Origin of the sequence: Albidovulum sediminicola, from assembly GCF_025751575.1 — a bacterium.
Classification (GTDB): domain Bacteria; phylum Pseudomonadota; class Alphaproteobacteria; order Rhodobacterales; family Rhodobacteraceae; genus Albidovulum; species Albidovulum sediminicola.
In genome coordinates, this window is sequence record NZ_JAOWLA010000001.1 from 234301 (window position 1) to 249958 (window position 15658).

A 15658-nucleotide genomic window follows, 5' to 3' on the forward strand; every position below is an offset into this window, starting at 1 on the left:
GATCAGCGCACCAGATAGGGGCGCATGTGCTCATGCGGTGCGGCCAGCATCGCGTCGATCGCCGCGTAATCGCCCACCAGCGTGGGCAACATCCCCTGGTTGCGCAGCTGCTGCAGGAACGCCGACACCCCGCCAAGATCGACCATCCGCGGAACCTCTGCCAGGCGATGCGGCGCGCGGGGGTTGATCTCGTCGAAGATGGCCTGAATCGCCTCCATCGGGTTTTCGATGAAACCTGCCAGCGGCCAGACCCTGACCGAAGCCTTGACCCCGCCCGACTGCAGATGCCCGAGCATCTCGGTTTCGGCCTTCTGGCACCGGGCGGCTTCGGCGCGGATCGCGCTGAAGTCGCCGGTCGCGCGCGACAGGGGAATTGCCCAGGTGCCCGTCACGACCGAGATCTGAGCATTGGCGTCCTGCGCCATGAAACCCGTGCAGCCCAGACTATCGCGGGGCCCGGTCAGGAAGCATTGACGCTCGCCCCGGCTGTTCCAGAGAAGGTTGGTGAGGAACGAGCGGGGGTTGAAGTCGCGCAGCGCCGCGCTGTCACTCAGCGCGCCGTCGAAGATGCCGTCACCGCCTGCGAATTCGGCCCGCTCGGGCGCGAAAAGATGGCCATGGACCCGCAAACCCAGCATCTTGGCGAGCCAGCTGTCGAAATCCTCGAACAGCGTCGAGAAGCCGTGGAACACCGAATAGGGACCGGCCGTGCGTCCGTTTTCCGCACCCGCGCGGGGAAGGCGGCTTTGCATGTAAAGACCGGGGCGGCCCCGCGCGCGCCGCTCCGCCGCCTTGGTGAAAAGCTGGTCGATCTTGCCCGGGTTCGGCTCCACCGCGCGGGTGGCCTGGCCGAGGGGGCTGAGGAAAGCATCATAGAGCTGGGTCGCGCCCGGCCAGATCTTGCGCGCGACGAAGCAGTCCGACCGGCGCAGTAATTGCAGGTGGTCGTCGTAGAACACATGCGGCTTGCCGGCGTGGTCGAATTTCGAAAGCGTGAGCGGCCGGCTTTCGATCCGGGTGGAATGGAGCCGCGCCAGCGTCTGGAAGTAGCTTTCGTCCGGGATCCAGACGCGGCGGAAGTAGCGGTCGTAGATCGCCCGGTTCGGGTCCTCCAGGATCCGGGTCAGCGTGGCGCGCGTCAGGCACCACCATTGCGAGCCCAGGTGTGGAACCAGCCCCAGCGGGATGCGCCGCCGCACGCCGATCCGGCGCTGAAGCCGCGTATAGGCGTCGAAGAGCCGCCGCTGCCGGCGCCAGGAAAAGGGAAAGCGCAGCGTGAAGCGTTCCGCATCAAGCCCGCCCTTGGTCCAGCCGACATCCGCGGTCGTAACGCTTTCGATGAAGTCTGTTTGCGGGTGCCGGGCCAGGTAGTCCCGCAGCTCCTCCAGCGGTCTGAGCGGCAGGCAAGACCCCGAGGCCAGGAAGACATGCTGAACGTCGGGATGGCGGGCCAGCATCTGTGCCGTTGCCGCTTGCGTGGCCCGAACCAGGCCGAAGGTTCCCCATTCGCAGCGGAAGCGCGGCGCGAAGCTGATGTTGGGCTGGTCCGCGCAGCTTGCCCGCATGGCCTCGATATCGGTCCGGGGCGCGCGGGCATCGACATGGATCACCACGGGCGCGCCGCTGGCGGCCCAGTGCCGCGCGACCTGGGCTGCGCGCCCAAGCGCGGTGTGGCACAGCATGACGAAACCAACACTCATCAATTCACCCTCAGGCCCAAGAGCCTTTCGACATCAATCCCAGGATCTCCAGCTGCCGCCAGTTGACGTATCTTTCGGACCATTTGCACCAGAGGTCGTGATCCTCGGTCAGCGTTTCGGCGTAGCGCAGGTATTCGCGGCCCTCCGCGAAATGTTGCTTTCGGTCCAACTCCTCGGACACCTTTTCGCCGAGGACCGAAAGGAACTTCGCGTGCATCAGGCAGCCCGAGGGCATCTCCCCCCCCTCGCGGTCGTAAAGCAGGTTCAGGCGCCGCGGCAAGAGCATGTGGGTCGAGTTCACGTAGCAGTAGCCCCGACGCCACTTGACCAGCGGGATCTTGTTCAGCGACGGCGCCTCCTCGGGCTTGTCGGCGAACATGCAGCGCGCGCGGGGGCCCCCCTGAATCCAGAGGTTGCCGTAGGTCGCGTTGACCGAGATCGTGTAGTTTCCCGCGTCGAACCATTGCAGGGTCTCGAACGGGTCCTGGCCTTCGCGGTAGGTTTCCGCGTCGATCCGGCCGCGCGGATACATATCCAGCACCATCGCCGGGAAGGCCTGCGCGTCGAGCCCGTCAAGCCAGTCGGTCAGCGCCCTGAGCGGGCGGGTGTCGCAGAACGGATAGACGAAGAATTCGTCCAGATCGACCGTCAGCGCCCAGCGGTTCGCGGCATGCCGGCGCATGAGCCCGGTCAGCCAGTCCTGCCCATAGCGCGATTTCCGGTAGCTGTCTTCGGTGCGCCAGACGGAGACATCGGGCGCTGCGGCCAGGTAATCCCCCGATCCGTCCGAGGAGCCGTTGTCGACGAAGATGAAGTGGTCGACGCCGAGTTTGCGATAATAACTCAGGAAGTAGGGAAGCCGGACCCGCTCGTTCCGCAGCGTCGCAAAAAGCAGGATCGCGTCGGGCCGCAGCCCCGCTGTGCGGTCCGCGATCACCGAAAGCTCTCGCCGCTTGCGCACCGCGCGCCAGAGAAAGCGCTTGCGCCGTAGACGAAGTCTGTATCTTTCCAGCGCGCGCATGAAAACCAATGGGATCAGACCCTGTGTCGGGCCGGAAATAGATCAGACCACGGTTAATACCGTCCTGAAATGCTCCGCCCAGCCGACATCTGCCTCAAGAATGCGGCCGGGGCCTGCTGCCCGTACCCTCCCTGCGTGGTCAATTATTCTTGGGAGCCAAGAATACATATCGCCCGCATCCGCGTAAACGGCATAGTCGCCAAGCACTTCTCGGAAAACTGGAAGTTTGCTGCACATCACGGGTGTTCCCATCCGCGCGGCCTCCAGGACCGGCAGGCCGAAGCCTTCGGCGAAGCTTGGCATCAGCAGCGCGCGCGCACCCATCATCAGCGCAGCCACAGCCGCGTCGCCCAGCCCCGAAAGCTCCACGACCGGGCCGCCGGCATCCTTCAACGCGTCGAGACGGGCAAAGATCTCCTCGTTGCGCCAGCCGCGGTGGCCGATGATCAGCAGTTGCGGCATGAGGGACGCCGGGATGCGCTTGGCCATTTCTGCCCAGGCGTCCAGGAGCAGCGCGTGGTTCTTGCGCGGCTCGATCGTGCCAAGGGCAAGGAAGTAGGGCCGCGTCAGATCGATCGTCTTTGGCACCTGGTCCAGGTCGGGCTCCGCCGGATCGATGCCCAGATGCGCGGGCAGGATCCTGGGCGCGCCGCCGAAGCTGGCCGCGTGGCGTGCGATGTCGTCGCCCGCGCAGCGGGAGGGGCAAAGCACGATATCGGCGTGGCGACTGACGGCCGCCATCGTCGCGCGGAAAGAGGCAACGGCCTCGGGCCGGCAGAACTCCGGGTGATCGAGCGGGATCGTGTCGTGGATCATCACCGCCACCCGCAACCCCGGAACCGCCTGAAGCTGCGAGAGCGTCCGCCCCGACAGGTTCGAAAGCCCGACGTTCAGATAGACCCCGCCCTGGGGCATCAGCGCGCGGATCGTCGCGCGCAACCGCACCGGCAGGCAAGAGGCCGCGCGGTGCGCCCGAAGCGCGATGCGCACCGCCCGCCGCAGCGACAGCCGCCGCCCCAGGCCGAAAGGCAGGGCCGGTCGCGGCACGCTTTCTGGCGCGGCAATCCAGCCCAGGATCAGCGGGCCCGCCGCGCGCGGCAGGACGATGTACCCGTAAGGTGTCTGAAGCAGCAGGAAAAGCGGCGTGTGGCGCGCCAGAAGGGCCTGAAGATAGGCGCGCTCGACCCGATCCACCCCGGTCAGCGGCCCGCGCCCGATCCGCGACACCAGGCGCGTCACATCAAGCAGGCGGGCTTTCGGCTCAGCGCTCATATCCGCCCGTCTGATGCCATCGCCAGGCGTCGGCGATCATCGCCCGCAGGGTCGAGCGGCCGGGCCGCCATCCCAGTTCCTCAACGGCGCGGGCGCTGCCGCAGACAAGCCGGGTGGCGTCGCCGGGCCGCCGGTCGCCCTCCACCACCGGCACCGACCGGTTCGTCACGGCGCGCGCCGCCTCGATCACCTCGCGCACGGAAAATCCGCGCCCGGTGCCCAGGCAGAAGACGCGGCTGCCCCGCCCCTCCAGCAGCCAGTTGAGGCCGAGCACATGGGCCTCGACCAGGTCTGCGACATGCACGTAGTCGCGGATGCAGGTGCCGTCGGGCGTGGCATAGTCGGAGCCGTAGACCGTCAGCGCGGGGCGCAGCCCGGCGATCGCGTCCAGAAGCAACGGGATCAGATGCGTTTCGGGCCGGTGGCACTCGCCCACCTCGCCCTCCGGATCGGCGCCAGCCACGTTGAAATAGCGAAAGATCACGGATCGCAGACCATGGGAGGCGCCGAAGTCGCGCAGGATGTCCTCGATCGCGCGCTTGGAGCCGCCATAGGCGTTGATCGGCGCCTGGGGCGTCTCCTCGGTCAGGACGACGCCGTCCTGGTCGCCGTAGGTCGCGCAGGTGGAGGACAGAACGAAATCGAGGCAGCCGGCGTTTACGGCCGCTTCGGCCAGGTTCAATGCCCCCAGCACGTTCGCGCGCCAGTATCCCGCCGGATCGCGCATGGAATCGCCGACCAGGCTCAGGGCTGCGAAATGCATGACGGCGACCGGCCGCCAGCGGTCGAACACCTGCGCAAGACGTGCTGGATCGCCAAGGTCGCCGACCTCCAGCGGGCCGAAGCGTACCGCCTCGCGCCATCCGGTCGAGAGGTTGTCGAAGGTCACCGGAACAAAGCCCGCGCGCGAGAGCGCCTTGCAGGCGTGGGAGCCGATATAGCCGGCCCCTCCGGTGACAAGGACGTGGCGGGGCATCGTCTATTCGGCGGCGCGGCGCATCGCGGTCAGTTCGTTCAGGAACTCCGTCAACTCGTCGCGCAGGTCCGGGCGGGCCAGCGCGAAGGCCACCGTCGCCTGCAGGAAGCCCGCCTTGGAGCCGCAGTCGAAGCGCTGGCCGCGGAAGCGGAAGCCAAAGACATTGTCGGAGCGCGCGATTTCCTCGGCGATGGCGTCGGTCAGCTGGATCTCCCCGCCCGAGCCGGCTTTGATCCGGTCCAGATTGCGCAGGATCGCGGGCGTCAGGATGTAGCGCCCGATGACCGCGAGGTTGGAGGGCGCGCTGTCCATCGCGGGCTTTTCGACCATCCCCCGGACCGAGACCAGCGCCCCCAGGTCCTCCTTCACATCGAGGATGCCGTAGGACGAGGTCTTGGAATGCGGAACCTCCATCGCCGCGACGATATTGCCGCCGGTTTCCGCGTGAACCTCGACCATCTGCTGAAGGCAGGGCTTGTCTGCGGCGATCACGTCGTCGGGCAGAAGGACGGCGAAGGGTTCGTTGCCCACCAGCCGCCGCGCGCACCAGACCGCGTGGCCAAGCCCAAGGGCCTTGTGCTGGCGGATATAGGCGATGGCGCCCGATTCCATGTTGGTGGATTTCAGGATCGCCAGAAGTTCGTCCCGCCCGCTCCGGCGCAAATGCGCCTCAAGCTCGTTGGCGTGATCGAAATAGTCCTCAAGCGCGCTTTTGCCGCGCGAGGTGACGAAGATGAACTCCTTGATCCCGGCGGCGCGCGCCTCGTCGATGGCGTATTGGATCAACGGCCGGTCGACGAGCGTCATGATCTCTTTCGGGATGGATTTGGTGGCGGGCAGGAAGCGCGTGCCCAGCCCCGCGACGGGAAAAATGGCCTTGGTTACCTTGCGCTTCATGATCCCCCTCGCAACTCCGGCGACTCTGCGCTCGTGCGAACTTACCCGCCTCAAGTAAATGCCACTGCCCCGCCTCGGGCAACCCGTCGCCGAAAATTGAGTTCAATTGCGTCTTTATTCAGGTCAAAACCTAATGATTGCCCGCCATCACAGCAACAATGCGGCCCTATAAGCTGCATAGCGCGCCCGGCATCTAGAAGTCTAGCCTGCTGGCTTCGCGCGCGCATCTGCCCTTGCGTGTCCAGAAGCGGAAGAGCGGGTCCGCGCGGTCTGATCTTCCGAAAAGCCCGCCCCGCTGTTCCCAATGTGTGCCGGTGAAGCGGAGCCGGTGAAAGAGCGTGGTGGGGCTGAAGAGAATCAGCAACGTCGTTCCCGCGCCTTCAGCATCGGGCGCGGCGGCCCGAAGACGCCGCGCCTGCCAGGACCATCCGCAAAGATGGCGAACCGCACCGCTGCCGCCCGCGAGGCGCCGAAAGGCGGGCGGTGCAGCGCGCACTGGGGCAAGCGCCGAAAGAGGTCGTTCCAGACCCGCCTCGATCCCCCGGTCGAGAGAGGCAAGAAGATGCGCCTTCGCCGCCGCATCGATCCTTCCGCGCCGCCGCAGCTTCTCCGCCCGCGCCGCCTGCTCGGCCCGCAGGCGATCGAGCGCGGCGGCCTGTTCCTCCATCGGCGCGTGCCGGCGCAGGAACACCGCCTGGCTTGCACCGATCTCGGTCAGGTCGGTCGGCGTGCGGTCGGCCCTGCGACGGGCGCTGGCCGCGAAACCGTGGTGGACGCGGGCGCGCGGCACGATGGCGGTCTTCAGCCCCCGCTCCGCCAGGCGCATGTTGAGGTCGGTTTCATCGAGGTAGAAGCGGTAGGCCGGATCAAACCCGCCCCGTTCGGCCAGGATGGCACGGCGGAAGGCGCAGTTGGTGCCTTCGGTCCGGATCGCGCGGCCGGGTGAGCCGGCAAGGACCGTGACCGCGGCGGGATCGACCTCCAGCGGCGTCGAGCGGCCCTGGCGGTCGGCGGCCGATGCCTTCCACTGGAACGAGATGCCGTTGCGCCCGATGACAAAGCCGCCGGTCGCGGCGACCTCGGGATCCTCGAAGGGGGCGGTCAGGCGGCTGAGCCAGCGCGGCTCGGCCACCGCGTCGTCGTCGATGAAGGCAACGATCTCTCCTGCCGCCTGGGCGAGGCCCGCGTTGCGCGCGGCGGAGATGTTGGCCTCGTCGAAGGGCACGACCTTGGCCCCCGGCACGGCAATCCCGGCCGCCGTGGCCGGATCGGCCACCACGACCAGTTCGAAGTTCGGGTGATCCTGCTTCCGGATCGCCGCCAGACAAAACGAAAGCTCGGTCGGGCGGTGGCGGGACACGACAATTATGCTGACAGGGATGATGCTGGCGGGGATGACGCTGGCCGGCGGCGGGCCGACCAGCGGATCTCCGGTCATGCCATTCCCATCTCGGCCATCATCGCCTCGATCCGCGGCACGTCCTCGGGATTGTTCAATTCCCAGAACTGGCGGCCCTTGGCCTCGACCTCGACGCAAAGGATGCGGCGGCCGCGTTCCAGGAAGCGCAGCTGTTCCAGTCCTTCAAGGGTTTCGAGCGCTCCCGGCTCCCATCCCGGATAGGCAGACAGCGCCGCCGGGCGATATGCGTAGACACCCACATGATGGAAGACCGGTGTCGGTTCCTCGTCGCCGTAGCGCCGGGTGGTGTAGGGGATCACTTCCTTGGAGAAGTAGAGCGCCTGGCGGTCATGGCCGAAGACGGCGGTGGTGCCGCCGACGCGGCCGGCACGGCGGTCGTCGAGGAAGCCGTTGAGCGCGCGCCCGTCGCAGCGCAGCACCGGGGTTGCGACCTCGGACGCCGGATCGGCGCGAAGGCCCGCCACCAGATCCTCGACGAACCAGTGGGGCGTCAGCGGCGCGTCGCCCTGAAGGTTCACGACGATGTCGAAGCCGCCGCCCAGAACCGCGTGCGCCTCGGCACAGCGTTCGGTGCCGTTGCGGCAGTCGGAAGAGGTCATGACGACCTCGGCGCCGAAGCCCAGGGCCTCGTCCCGGATGCGGTCGTCATCGGTCGCGACCACGACCCGGTCGGCGCCCTTGACGGCCATCGCGGCTTCCCAGCTGCGCTGCACCAGCGTGCGCGACACCCCGTCGGCCCCGCGCAGGGGAACCAGCGGCTTGCCCGGGTAGCGGGACGAGGCGTAGCGGGCGGGGATCGCGATCAGGACACTCATGGGCTCACCAGAAGCACGCCGGGGGCATAGGCGATGAAGAAGGGGTTCTCGAAGCCGGGCTTGCCGTAGGTGAAGGGACCGTGATCGTCGAAGCGGACCATGCAGCCGCCCGCGCCGCGCAGGACCGCGTCGCCCGCCGCGGTGTCCCATTCCATCGTGCGGCCGAGCCGCGGATAGAGGTCGGCCTCGCCCGTCGCGACCAGGCAGAACTTCAGCGAGGACCCCGCGCTGGTCATGTCGCGCACCGCGTAGCGGGCGATATGATCGTCGGTGGCCTGGTCGCGGTGCGACTTCGAGGCCACGACCATCAGCGCGCGGTTGTCGGGGACCGAGACGGTGATCGGGACCTGTTCGCCGGGCTGATCCTTGGCGAAGGGCCCCTTTTCCTCGACCGCGCGGCCATCGCCGAGCGTGTAGAAAAGCCGTCCCTTGGCGGGCGCATAAACCACGCCGCGCAGGGGAACGCCGTCCTGCACATAGGCGATGTTGACGGTGAAATCGCCGCGGCGCTTGATGAATTCCTTGGTGCCGTCCAGCGGATCGACGATCAGGAAGGTGCTGACCGCCTGGCCGTGGGTGTCGGACTGTTCCTCGGTCACGAGGGGAAGGGCCGGAAAGGCCTCTGCCAGCCCCTCCGCGATCAACGCGTCGGCGGCCTCGTCGGCGGCGGTCACCGGGCTGTCATCGGATTTCGCGCGGACCTCGAAATCCGGCGCGTTATAGATCTCCATGATCCGGTCGCCGGCTTCAAGCGCAAGGCGGCGCATCACTTGGGTCAGTCTTTCAAAGTCCAAGGTGTTCCCTTTCCGCTGGGTCGTTGATCGCGCGGGCCGCTCCTCTTATGCTCGCAGGCTAAGGGAACGGCAAGTTTTGCCTGTTACGAAAAACCCGCAATCCCGGGCGCAAGAGCGGTATGTTCAGGGTCGAGCGAAAAAGAACCACGCTGTCTGCCGCGGCATCGGTGCTGTCGGTGACCTATGTGCTGACCGTCCGGAAGATCAAGGGCCGACATCAGACACCGGCAGCGGCGCTGTTCACGGCCATGTTCCAGATCGCGCTGATGCTCGCCTTCTTCTACCTGATGTCGAGCCTTTTCGGGGTGCGGCGGGCCGGCATCCACGGCGATTTCCTGCTGTTCCTTCTGTCGGGCATCTTCACCTTCACCATGTTCAACAGGGCGCTCGGTGCCGTGAGCGGCGCGGAGGGGCCGAACTCCTCCCTGATGGCACATGCCCCGATCAGCACCTTCGCGGCGATCGCGTCCTCGGCGCTCAGCGCGCTTTACCTCCAGGCGGTCGCGATCGCGATCATGGGGTTCGCCTACCATGTGCTTGTCGGCCCCGTGGAAATCGCGGAGCCCATCGGCTTTATCGCCATGATCCTTTTCGCCTGGGCCAGCGGCGGCGCCATCGGGTTGGTCCTGCTGGCGATGCGGCCCTGGGCGCCACGGCTGACGAATATCCTCAAGACTGTCTTCCTGCGCGCCAACATGCTGTTTTCGGGCAAGATGTTCGTTGCCAACACGATGCCTTACCATCTCCATCACTGGTTCGAATGGAATCCGCTGTTCCATATCGTCGACCAGATGCGCGGCTATGCCTTCATCAACTATGAGCCGCAGACGACCAGCCTGGCGGTGCCCGCCTACATCACGCTCGGCGCCCTGATGATCGGCCTCATGGGGGAGTTCTACGGGCGCAAGCACAACTCTCAGGGCTGGTGGAACGCCTAGGGTCAGTCAACGACGCGCAGCGTCAGGTTGATGCGTCCGCCCCTGGCAAGCAGGTCCGAGGTTCCGGGATAGGTCCGGTCGATCCCGTGAAAGGCCAGCCGCGCCGCGCCCGCGAGCAGCAAGACATCGCCCGACCGCAGGCGGAGGCTCTCGGTCGGCCCGCCCCGGGCCGTCCCGCCGATGCGGAACAGCGCCTCGTCGCCGAGTGAGATCGAGAGCACCGGCCAGGAAAAATCGGCCTCGTCCCGGTCCTGGTGCAAGCCCATCCGGGCCGCACCGTCATAGACGTTGACCAGGCAGCAATCCGGCATCCGCGTGCGGCTGACAAGCCGGCGCCACACGGCCAGAACGCTCTCGGGCACCGGCGGCCAGGGGGAGCCCGAAGGATGCGCGCGCTCATAACGGTAGCCGCGCCGGTCGGAGTACCAGCCATAGCGCCCGGCCGAGGTCATCCGGACGCTCATCGCCTTGCCATAGCGCGTCATGGGCGAGAAGAGCGGCGCTTGCGCCACGACCCCGCGCAGGTCCGCGACCATCGCCGCCTGCGCGTCGCGTTCCAGGAACGCGGGAAAGTACGCCGCCCCGCCCGGCATGGCCGCCGGTTGCGGTCGATTGTCCTGCCGATCGTCCGGTGGCGCGCCGGCTGTCCGGTTTTCCGCGGGATATTCCATCATTTTGTCGCCTTTTCCGCGCTTGCAGGCCGTATTGCCCCTTCTTATATACGCCTCGAAGCCATCGGGCGATGCCCGCTGGACGCAACCTGGGATCGGGGATGGGAAGCCGCAATCGGGTCCCGTCTCCACAAAATCGCCGAAGGAAAGGTAAAGACATGGCCAAAGTCATTGGGATCGACCTCGGGACCACGAACTCCTGCGTCGCCATCATGGACGGGTCGCAGCCGCGGGTCATCGAGAACTCCGAAGGTGCGCGCACCACGCCCTCCGTCGTCGGCTACACCGACAGCGAACGTCTCGTCGGGCAGGCCGCCAAGCGGCAGGCCGTCACCAACCCCACCAACACCGTCTTCGCGGTCAAGCGCCTGATCGGGCGCCGCGTCACCGACGCCGAGGTCGAGAAGGACAAGAAGCTTGTCCCCTATCACATCGTTGATGGCGGCAACGGCGATGCCTGGGTCGAGGTGAAGGGCGAAAAGTACAGCCCCGCCCAAATCTCCGCCGTCGTGCTCCAGAAGATGAAGGAAACCGCCGAATCCTACCTGGGCGAGACGGTGACGCAGGCCGTCATCACGGTTCCGGCCTATTTCAACGACGCGCAGCGCCAGGCCACCAAGGACGCGGGCAAGATCGCGGGTCTGGAAGTCCTGCGGATCATCAACGAACCGACAGCGGCCGCGCTGGCCTATGGCCTCGACAAGAAGGAAACCAAGACGATCGCGGTCTATGACCTCGGCGGCGGCACCTTCGACATCACGATCCTGGAGATCGACGACGGCCTCTTCGAGGTGAAGTCGACGAACGGCGACACGTTCCTCGGCGGCGAAGACTTCGACATGCGCATCGTGAACTACCTGGCCGACGAGTTCAAAAAGGAACACGGCGTCGACCTGACCAAGGACAAGATGGCGCTCCAGCGCCTGAAGGAAGCGGCCGAGAAGGCGAAGATCGAGCTTTCCTCCAGCCAGCAGACCGAGATCAACCAGCCCTTCATCTCGATGGACATGAAGTCGGGCACGCCGCTCCACATGGTCATGAAGCTGACCCGCGCGAAGCTGGAAAGCCTGGTCGGCGACCTGATCAAGAAATCGCTGAAGCCCTGCGACGCCGCGCTGAAGGATGCCGGCATTTCCAAGGGCGACATCGACGAGGTCGTCCTGGTCGGCGGCATGACCCGGATGCCGAAGGTCATCGAAGAGGTCACCAAGTTCTTCGGCAAGGAGCCGCACAAGGGTGTGAACCCCGATGAGGTCGTGGCGCTGGGTGCTGCCATCCAGGCGGGCGTGCTGCAGGGCGACGTGAAGGACGTGGTTCTTCTGGACGTGACGCCGCTGTCGCTCGGCATCGAGACGCTGGGCGGTGTCTTCACCCGCCTGATCGACCGCAACACCACGATCCCGACGAAGAAGTCGCAGATCTTCTCCACCGCCGAGGACAACCAGAACGCCGTGACCATCCGGGTCTTCCAGGGTGAACGCGAAATGGCCGCCGACAACAAGCTGCTGGGCCAGTTCAACCTGGAAAACATCCCGCCGGCGCCGCGCGGCCTGCCGCAGATCGAGGTGACTTTCGACATCGACGCGAACGGCATCGTTTCGGTCCGCGCCAAGGACAAGGGCACCGGCAAGGAACAGGCGATCACCATCCAGGCCTCGGGCGGTCTCAGCGACGACGAGATCGACCGCATGGTCAAGGACGCCGAGGCGAATGCCGAGGCCGACAAGTCCCGCAAGGAACTGGTGGAAGCCAAGAACCAGGCCGAAAGCCTCATCCACTCGACCAAGAAGTCGCTGGAAGAGCATGGCGACAAGATCGACGGCTCGACCGTCGAGGCCATCGAGCTTGCGATCGGCGCGCTGGAAGAAACGCTCAAGTCGGAAGATGCCGGCAAGATCAAGGGCGGCATCCACAACCTCACCGACGCGGCGATGAAGCTGGGCGAGGCGATCTACAAGTCGCAACAGGCCGAAGGCGGTGCCGCTGCGGATGAAGACGCTCCGCGCGGGGTCGATGACGACATCGTCGATGCCGACTTCGAGGACCTGGGCGAGAACCGCAAGGGCAAGTAACGCGATACGACACCGGGGCCGGCTTGGCATTGTCCAGGCCGGCCTGCGCGTTTCCCGAGGGGATGCAGAATGGCCAAGCGCGACTATTACGAAGTTCTGGGTGTCAGCCGCGGCGCCTCGGCGGATGAGATCAAGAAAGCCTATCGCACCAAGGCGAAAGAGCTTCATCCGGACCGCAACAAGGACAACCCCCAGGCCGAATCCGACTTCAAGGAAGCGAACGAGGCCTATGAGGTCCTGAAGGACGATACCCGCAAGGCGGCCTATGACCGCTACGGCCATGCGGCCTTTGACGGCGGCATGGGGGCGGGCCCGCGCGGCGGGGCCGGGCGGCAGGGCGATTTCGCCTCCTCGTTCTCGGATGTGTTCGAGGACCTGTTCGGCGACTTCATGGGCGGCCGTGGCGGGGCTGGCCCGCGCAGCCGCGCCCAGCGCGGCTCGGACCTGCGCTACAACCTTCGCGTCGGGCTTGAGGAAGCCTATTCCGGCGTGCAGAAGACCATCAACGTGCCCACCTCGGTCGCCTGCGGATCCTGCAACGGCACCGGGGCGGAAGGCGGATCGGAGCCGCAGACCTGCCCGACCTGTTCAGGCATGGGCAAGGTGCGCGCCCAGCAGGGCTTCTTCACGGTCGAGCGGACCTGCCCGACCTGCGCCGGCGCCGGCCAGATCGTCAAGAACCCCTGTCGGACCTGCCAAGGCGCTGGCCGCGTCGAAAAGGAACGCCAGCTTTCCGTGAACATCCCTGCGGGGGTGGAGACCGGAACCCGCATCCGCCTTGCCGGTGAGGGCGAGGCGGGGATGCGCGGTGGCCCGACGGGCGATCTCTACATCTTCATCGAGGTGCGTGAACACGCGCTCTTCCAGCGCGACGGCACGAGCCTTTACTGCCGTATCCCGGTTTCCATCGCCACCGCCGCCCTTGGCGGCGAGGTCGAGGTGCCGACGATCGACGGCGGCCGCAGCCGGGTCCGCATCCCCGAGGGCGCGCAGACCGGCAAGCAGATGCGCCTGCGCGGCAAGGGCATGCCCGCCCTGCGGGGGGGCGGCCATGGCGACATGCTGATCGAGCTTGCGGTCGAGACGCCCGTCAACCTGACCGCGCGGCAGAAAGAGATCCTGCGGGAATTCGACAAGCTTGCAGAGAACAACAACCCGGAAAGCTCCTCCTTCTTCTCCAAGGTGCGCAGCTTTTGGGACGGAATGAAAGGCTGACGCCGGGCCGTCCGGCGTTAACCTTTCGTTCATCATGGCGCGCGAGAGTTGCGCCATGAATGATCCCCGCGCCTTTCGCGAAGCCGCTTCGCTTTTCGATGCCGACGAGGCGCCCGAGCATGTCCTTGGGCCCGGTCGGGTGCCGAGCTATGTCCGCGACCATCGCAAGCGGCTGCGCGAGCGCTTCCTTCAGGGCGGCGCCACGGCGATGCCGGATTATGAACTTCTGGAACTGGTCCTGTTCCGCGCGATCCCGCGCCAGGATGTGAAGCCGCTGGCCCGTCGGCTGATCGAGCGCTTCGGCGACTTCAACCGGGTGCTGACGGCGTCGCCGGAGCGGCTGGCGCGGATCGAGGGCGTGGGCGAGGCCGTCGTGACCGAGCTGAAGATCGTGGAGGCCGCCGCGCAGCGGCTGGCGCGGACAAAGGTCATGCACCGCTCCGTCCTGTCGTCCTGGGACGCGCTCCTGGACTACTGCCACACCACGATGTCGCACCGGGAAACGGAGCAGTTCCGCATCCTCTTCCTCGACCGCAAGAACGTGCTGATCGCGGATGAGGAACAGGCGCGCGGCACGGTGGACCATGTGCCCGTCTATCCGCGGGAGATCGTGAAGCGGGCGCTGGAACTGAACGCCTCGGCGCTGATCCTGGTTCACAACCACCCCTCGGGCGACCCGACGCCGTCGGAGCAGGACATCGCTCTGACCAGCCAGATCAATGCCGCGCTGACGGTCATGGGGATGGTGCTGCACGATCACCTGATCATCGGCAAATCGCGCGAGACGAGCTTTCGCGCGGCGGGGCATCTCTAGCTGAGGGGCCTTGGGCTCGGCGCATGGCGAGAAGGTGTGCGGCAAACGATGCAACGCGCGTTGAGGCGAGGCCATGGATGACTATGACGACGCAACAGGACCCAATCGCACAGTTGCCATGACAGAGATCGCAGATCCGAATCGGGCGGAAGCCGCGGCCGACCTCATGGTCGTGGACCTCATACAGAAAGTCGGCGACAGGGTGCGCAAGGCAAGGGAGATGAAGGGGCTGCCGCGCCGGGTGATCTCGGAAATGTCGGGTGTCTCGCCGCGCTACCTCGCCCAGCTCGAAGCAGGAGAGGGCAACATTTCCATCGGGCTTCTGAAGCGGGTCGCGATCGCGCTCGACCAGCGGCTTGACTGGTTTGTCGCGGACGAGGAGCCGTTGCCGCCGGATGTCCGCAAGGTTGCGGAGCTTTATCATGGCGCCCCGGTGGCCACGCGGGAACGGGTGCTTGAGCTGCTGAACGTCGGACCGCGGATGGACCAGCGCGCGCGCCGGATCGGCCTGATCGGATTCAGGGGCGCGGGCAAGTCGACCCTGGGCGCTATGGTCGGCCACACGCTCGGGCTGCCCTTCGTGGAGCTTGACCGGGAGATCGAGGCGGACGCGGGCATGGCGGTTGCCGAGGTGCTGGCGCTTTACGGGCAGGACGGGTACCGCCGCTTCGAAGCGCAGGCGATCGACCGCGTTATCGCGGCGCATGAGGCGGTCGTCCTGGCGGTCGAGGGCGGCGCCTTCGCCGAACCGGCGCTTGGCGGGGCGCTTCTGGCGCGCTTTCACACGATCTGGCTCAGGGCCTCGGCCGAGGACCATCTGGCCCGCGTCCGCGCGCAAGGCGGCCCGCGTTCGACACCCGACACTCCCGACGCGGTAGGGCGCTTGAAATGCGCCTTGCAAGGCCGCGAACCGCTTTACGCGCGGGCGGAGGCCATGATTGACACATCGGGCAAAGGCCTGGACGACGCGCATGACGAGCTGGTCGCGCTGATCGGCGCCCAGGGGTTTCTCGGCCCAAGCTGAAGCAGCGGGCCGGGTAACCTTGGGCTGCC

The 15658-nt window shown here is 66.5% G+C and carries 14 protein-coding genes; 5 read left to right on the forward strand and 9 right to left on the reverse strand.

All coding sequences use genetic code 11. From position 1 onward, the window contains the following. Positions 1–2: 2 nt before the first annotated feature. From OE647_RS01200 to cysQ, 8 genes are all read right to left on the reverse strand, one after another. Positions 3–1700, reverse strand: coding sequence for a beta-1,6-N-acetylglucosaminyltransferase (locus tag OE647_RS01200; protein WP_263719758.1), 1698 nt, complete (start codon positions 1698–1700; stop codon positions 3–5). Between the two features lie 10 nt (positions 1701–1710). Continuing rightward, entirely contained in the window at positions 1711–2721 is a 1011-nt protein-coding gene (locus OE647_RS01205) for a glycosyltransferase family 2 protein (RefSeq protein ID WP_263719941.1), read from the reverse strand. A 42-nt stretch (positions 2722–2763) separates the two neighbouring features. Beyond that, positions 2764–3993: a glycosyltransferase family 4 protein gene (locus tag OE647_RS01210; protein WP_263719759.1), complete on the reverse strand. Its 1230-nt coding sequence runs from the start codon at positions 3991–3993 to the stop codon at positions 2764–2766. Next, positions 3983–4969 (reverse strand): UDP-glucose 4-epimerase GalE, encoded by a 987-nt coding sequence (galE, locus tag OE647_RS01215; protein ID WP_263719760.1) that lies wholly within the window; start codon positions 4967–4969, stop codon positions 3983–3985. The genes OE647_RS01210 and galE overlap by 11 nt, the downstream gene beginning before the upstream one ends. A gap of 3 nt (positions 4970–4972) precedes the next feature. Beyond that, positions 4973–5866, reverse strand: a complete 894-nt coding sequence (gene galU, locus OE647_RS01220) for a UTP--glucose-1-phosphate uridylyltransferase GalU (RefSeq protein ID WP_263719761.1) — start codon at positions 5864–5866, stop codon at positions 4973–4975. Between the two features lie 193 nt (positions 5867–6059). Further along, positions 6060–7304 (reverse strand): glycosyltransferase family 2 protein, encoded by a 1245-nt coding sequence (locus OE647_RS01225; RefSeq protein WP_263719762.1) that lies wholly within the window; start codon positions 7302–7304, stop codon positions 6060–6062. Next, positions 7301–8101 (reverse strand): 3-deoxy-manno-octulosonate cytidylyltransferase, encoded by an 801-nt coding sequence (locus OE647_RS01230; RefSeq protein WP_263719763.1) that lies wholly within the window; start codon positions 8099–8101, stop codon positions 7301–7303. The genes OE647_RS01225 and OE647_RS01230 overlap by 4 nt, the downstream gene beginning before the upstream one ends. Beyond that, positions 8098–8895, reverse strand: coding sequence for a 3'(2'),5'-bisphosphate nucleotidase CysQ (gene cysQ / locus OE647_RS01235; protein ID WP_263719764.1), 798 nt, complete (start codon positions 8893–8895; stop codon positions 8098–8100). Before cysQ ends, OE647_RS01230 begins: the two co-directional genes overlap by 4 nt. A 119-nt stretch (positions 8896–9014) precedes the next feature. On the opposite strand from cysQ, the gene OE647_RS01240 reads away from it, so the two are divergent. Further along, positions 9015–9833 carry an ABC transporter permease gene (locus OE647_RS01240; RefSeq protein ID WP_263719765.1) on the forward strand — a complete coding sequence of 273 codons (819 nt, stop codon included), beginning with the start codon at positions 9015–9017 and terminating at the stop codon, positions 9831–9833. A gap of 2 nt (positions 9834–9835) precedes the next feature. Here OE647_RS01240 and OE647_RS01245 read toward each other — a convergent pair whose 3' ends face one another. Beyond that, positions 9836–10426: an alpha-ketoglutarate-dependent dioxygenase AlkB family protein gene (locus tag OE647_RS01245; RefSeq protein WP_263719942.1), complete on the reverse strand. Its 591-nt coding sequence runs from the start codon at positions 10424–10426 to the stop codon at positions 9836–9838. 236 nt (positions 10427–10662) lie between these two features. Here OE647_RS01245 and dnaK point away from each other — a divergent pair, with 236 nt between their 5' ends. From dnaK to OE647_RS01265, 4 genes are all read left to right on the forward strand, one after another. Beyond that, complete coding sequence (gene dnaK / locus OE647_RS01250) at positions 10663–12576, forward strand: molecular chaperone DnaK (protein ID WP_263719766.1); 1914 nt, start codon at positions 10663–10665, stop codon at positions 12574–12576. 69 nt (positions 12577–12645) lie between these two features. Next, on the forward strand, positions 12646–13791 hold the full coding sequence (dnaJ, locus tag OE647_RS01255; protein ID WP_263719767.1) for a molecular chaperone DnaJ: 1146 nt from the start codon (positions 12646–12648) through the stop codon (positions 13789–13791). 55 nt (positions 13792–13846) lie between these two features. Beyond that, the gene (gene radC, locus OE647_RS01260) at positions 13847–14605 is read left to right on the forward strand and encodes a RadC family protein (RefSeq protein WP_263719768.1); all 759 of its coding nucleotides are present in this window, start codon (positions 13847–13849) and stop codon (positions 14603–14605) included. Between the two features lie 118 nt (positions 14606–14723). Further along, positions 14724–15629: a helix-turn-helix transcriptional regulator gene (locus OE647_RS01265; protein WP_263719769.1), complete on the forward strand. Its 906-nt coding sequence runs from the start codon at positions 14724–14726 to the stop codon at positions 15627–15629. Positions 15630–15658: the final 29 nt, after the last annotated feature.

Excerpts from the sequence above, each read along its gene's own strand:
- OE647_RS01200 (WP_263719758.1), bottom strand. The coding sequence starts at position 1,700 with ATGAGTGTTGGTTTCGTCATGCTGTGCCACACCGCGCTTGGGCGCGCA.
- OE647_RS01205 (WP_263719941.1), bottom strand. The coding sequence starts at position 2,721 with ATGCGCGCGCTGGAAAGATACAGACTTCGTCTACGGCGCAAGCGCTTT.
- OE647_RS01210 (WP_263719759.1), bottom strand. The coding sequence starts at position 3,993 with ATGAGCGCTGAGCCGAAAGCCCGCCTGCTTGATGTGACGCGCCTGGTG.
- galE (WP_263719760.1), bottom strand. The coding sequence starts at position 4,969 with ATGCCCCGCCACGTCCTTGTCACCGGAGGGGCCGGCTATATCGGCTCC.
- galU (WP_263719761.1), bottom strand. The coding sequence starts at position 5,866 with ATGAAGCGCAAGGTAACCAAGGCCATTTTTCCCGTCGCGGGGCTGGGC.
- OE647_RS01225 (WP_263719762.1), bottom strand. The coding sequence starts at position 7,304 with ATGACCGGAGATCCGCTGGTCGGCCCGCCGCCGGCCAGCGTCATCCCC.
- OE647_RS01230 (WP_263719763.1), bottom strand. The coding sequence starts at position 8,101 with ATGAGTGTCCTGATCGCGATCCCCGCCCGCTACGCCTCGTCCCGCTAC.
- OE647_RS01240 (WP_263719765.1), top strand. The coding sequence starts at position 9,015 with ATGTTCAGGGTCGAGCGAAAAAGAACCACGCTGTCTGCCGCGGCATCG.
- OE647_RS01245 (WP_263719942.1), bottom strand. The coding sequence starts at position 10,426 with ATGCCGGGCGGGGCGGCGTACTTTCCCGCGTTCCTGGAACGCGACGCG.
- dnaK (WP_263719766.1), top strand. The coding sequence starts at position 10,663 with ATGGCCAAAGTCATTGGGATCGACCTCGGGACCACGAACTCCTGCGTC.
- dnaJ (WP_263719767.1), top strand. The coding sequence starts at position 12,646 with ATGGCCAAGCGCGACTATTACGAAGTTCTGGGTGTCAGCCGCGGCGCC.
- radC (WP_263719768.1), top strand. The coding sequence starts at position 13,847 with ATGAATGATCCCCGCGCCTTTCGCGAAGCCGCTTCGCTTTTCGATGCC.
- OE647_RS01265 (WP_263719769.1), top strand. The coding sequence starts at position 14,724 with ATGACAGAGATCGCAGATCCGAATCGGGCGGAAGCCGCGGCCGACCTC.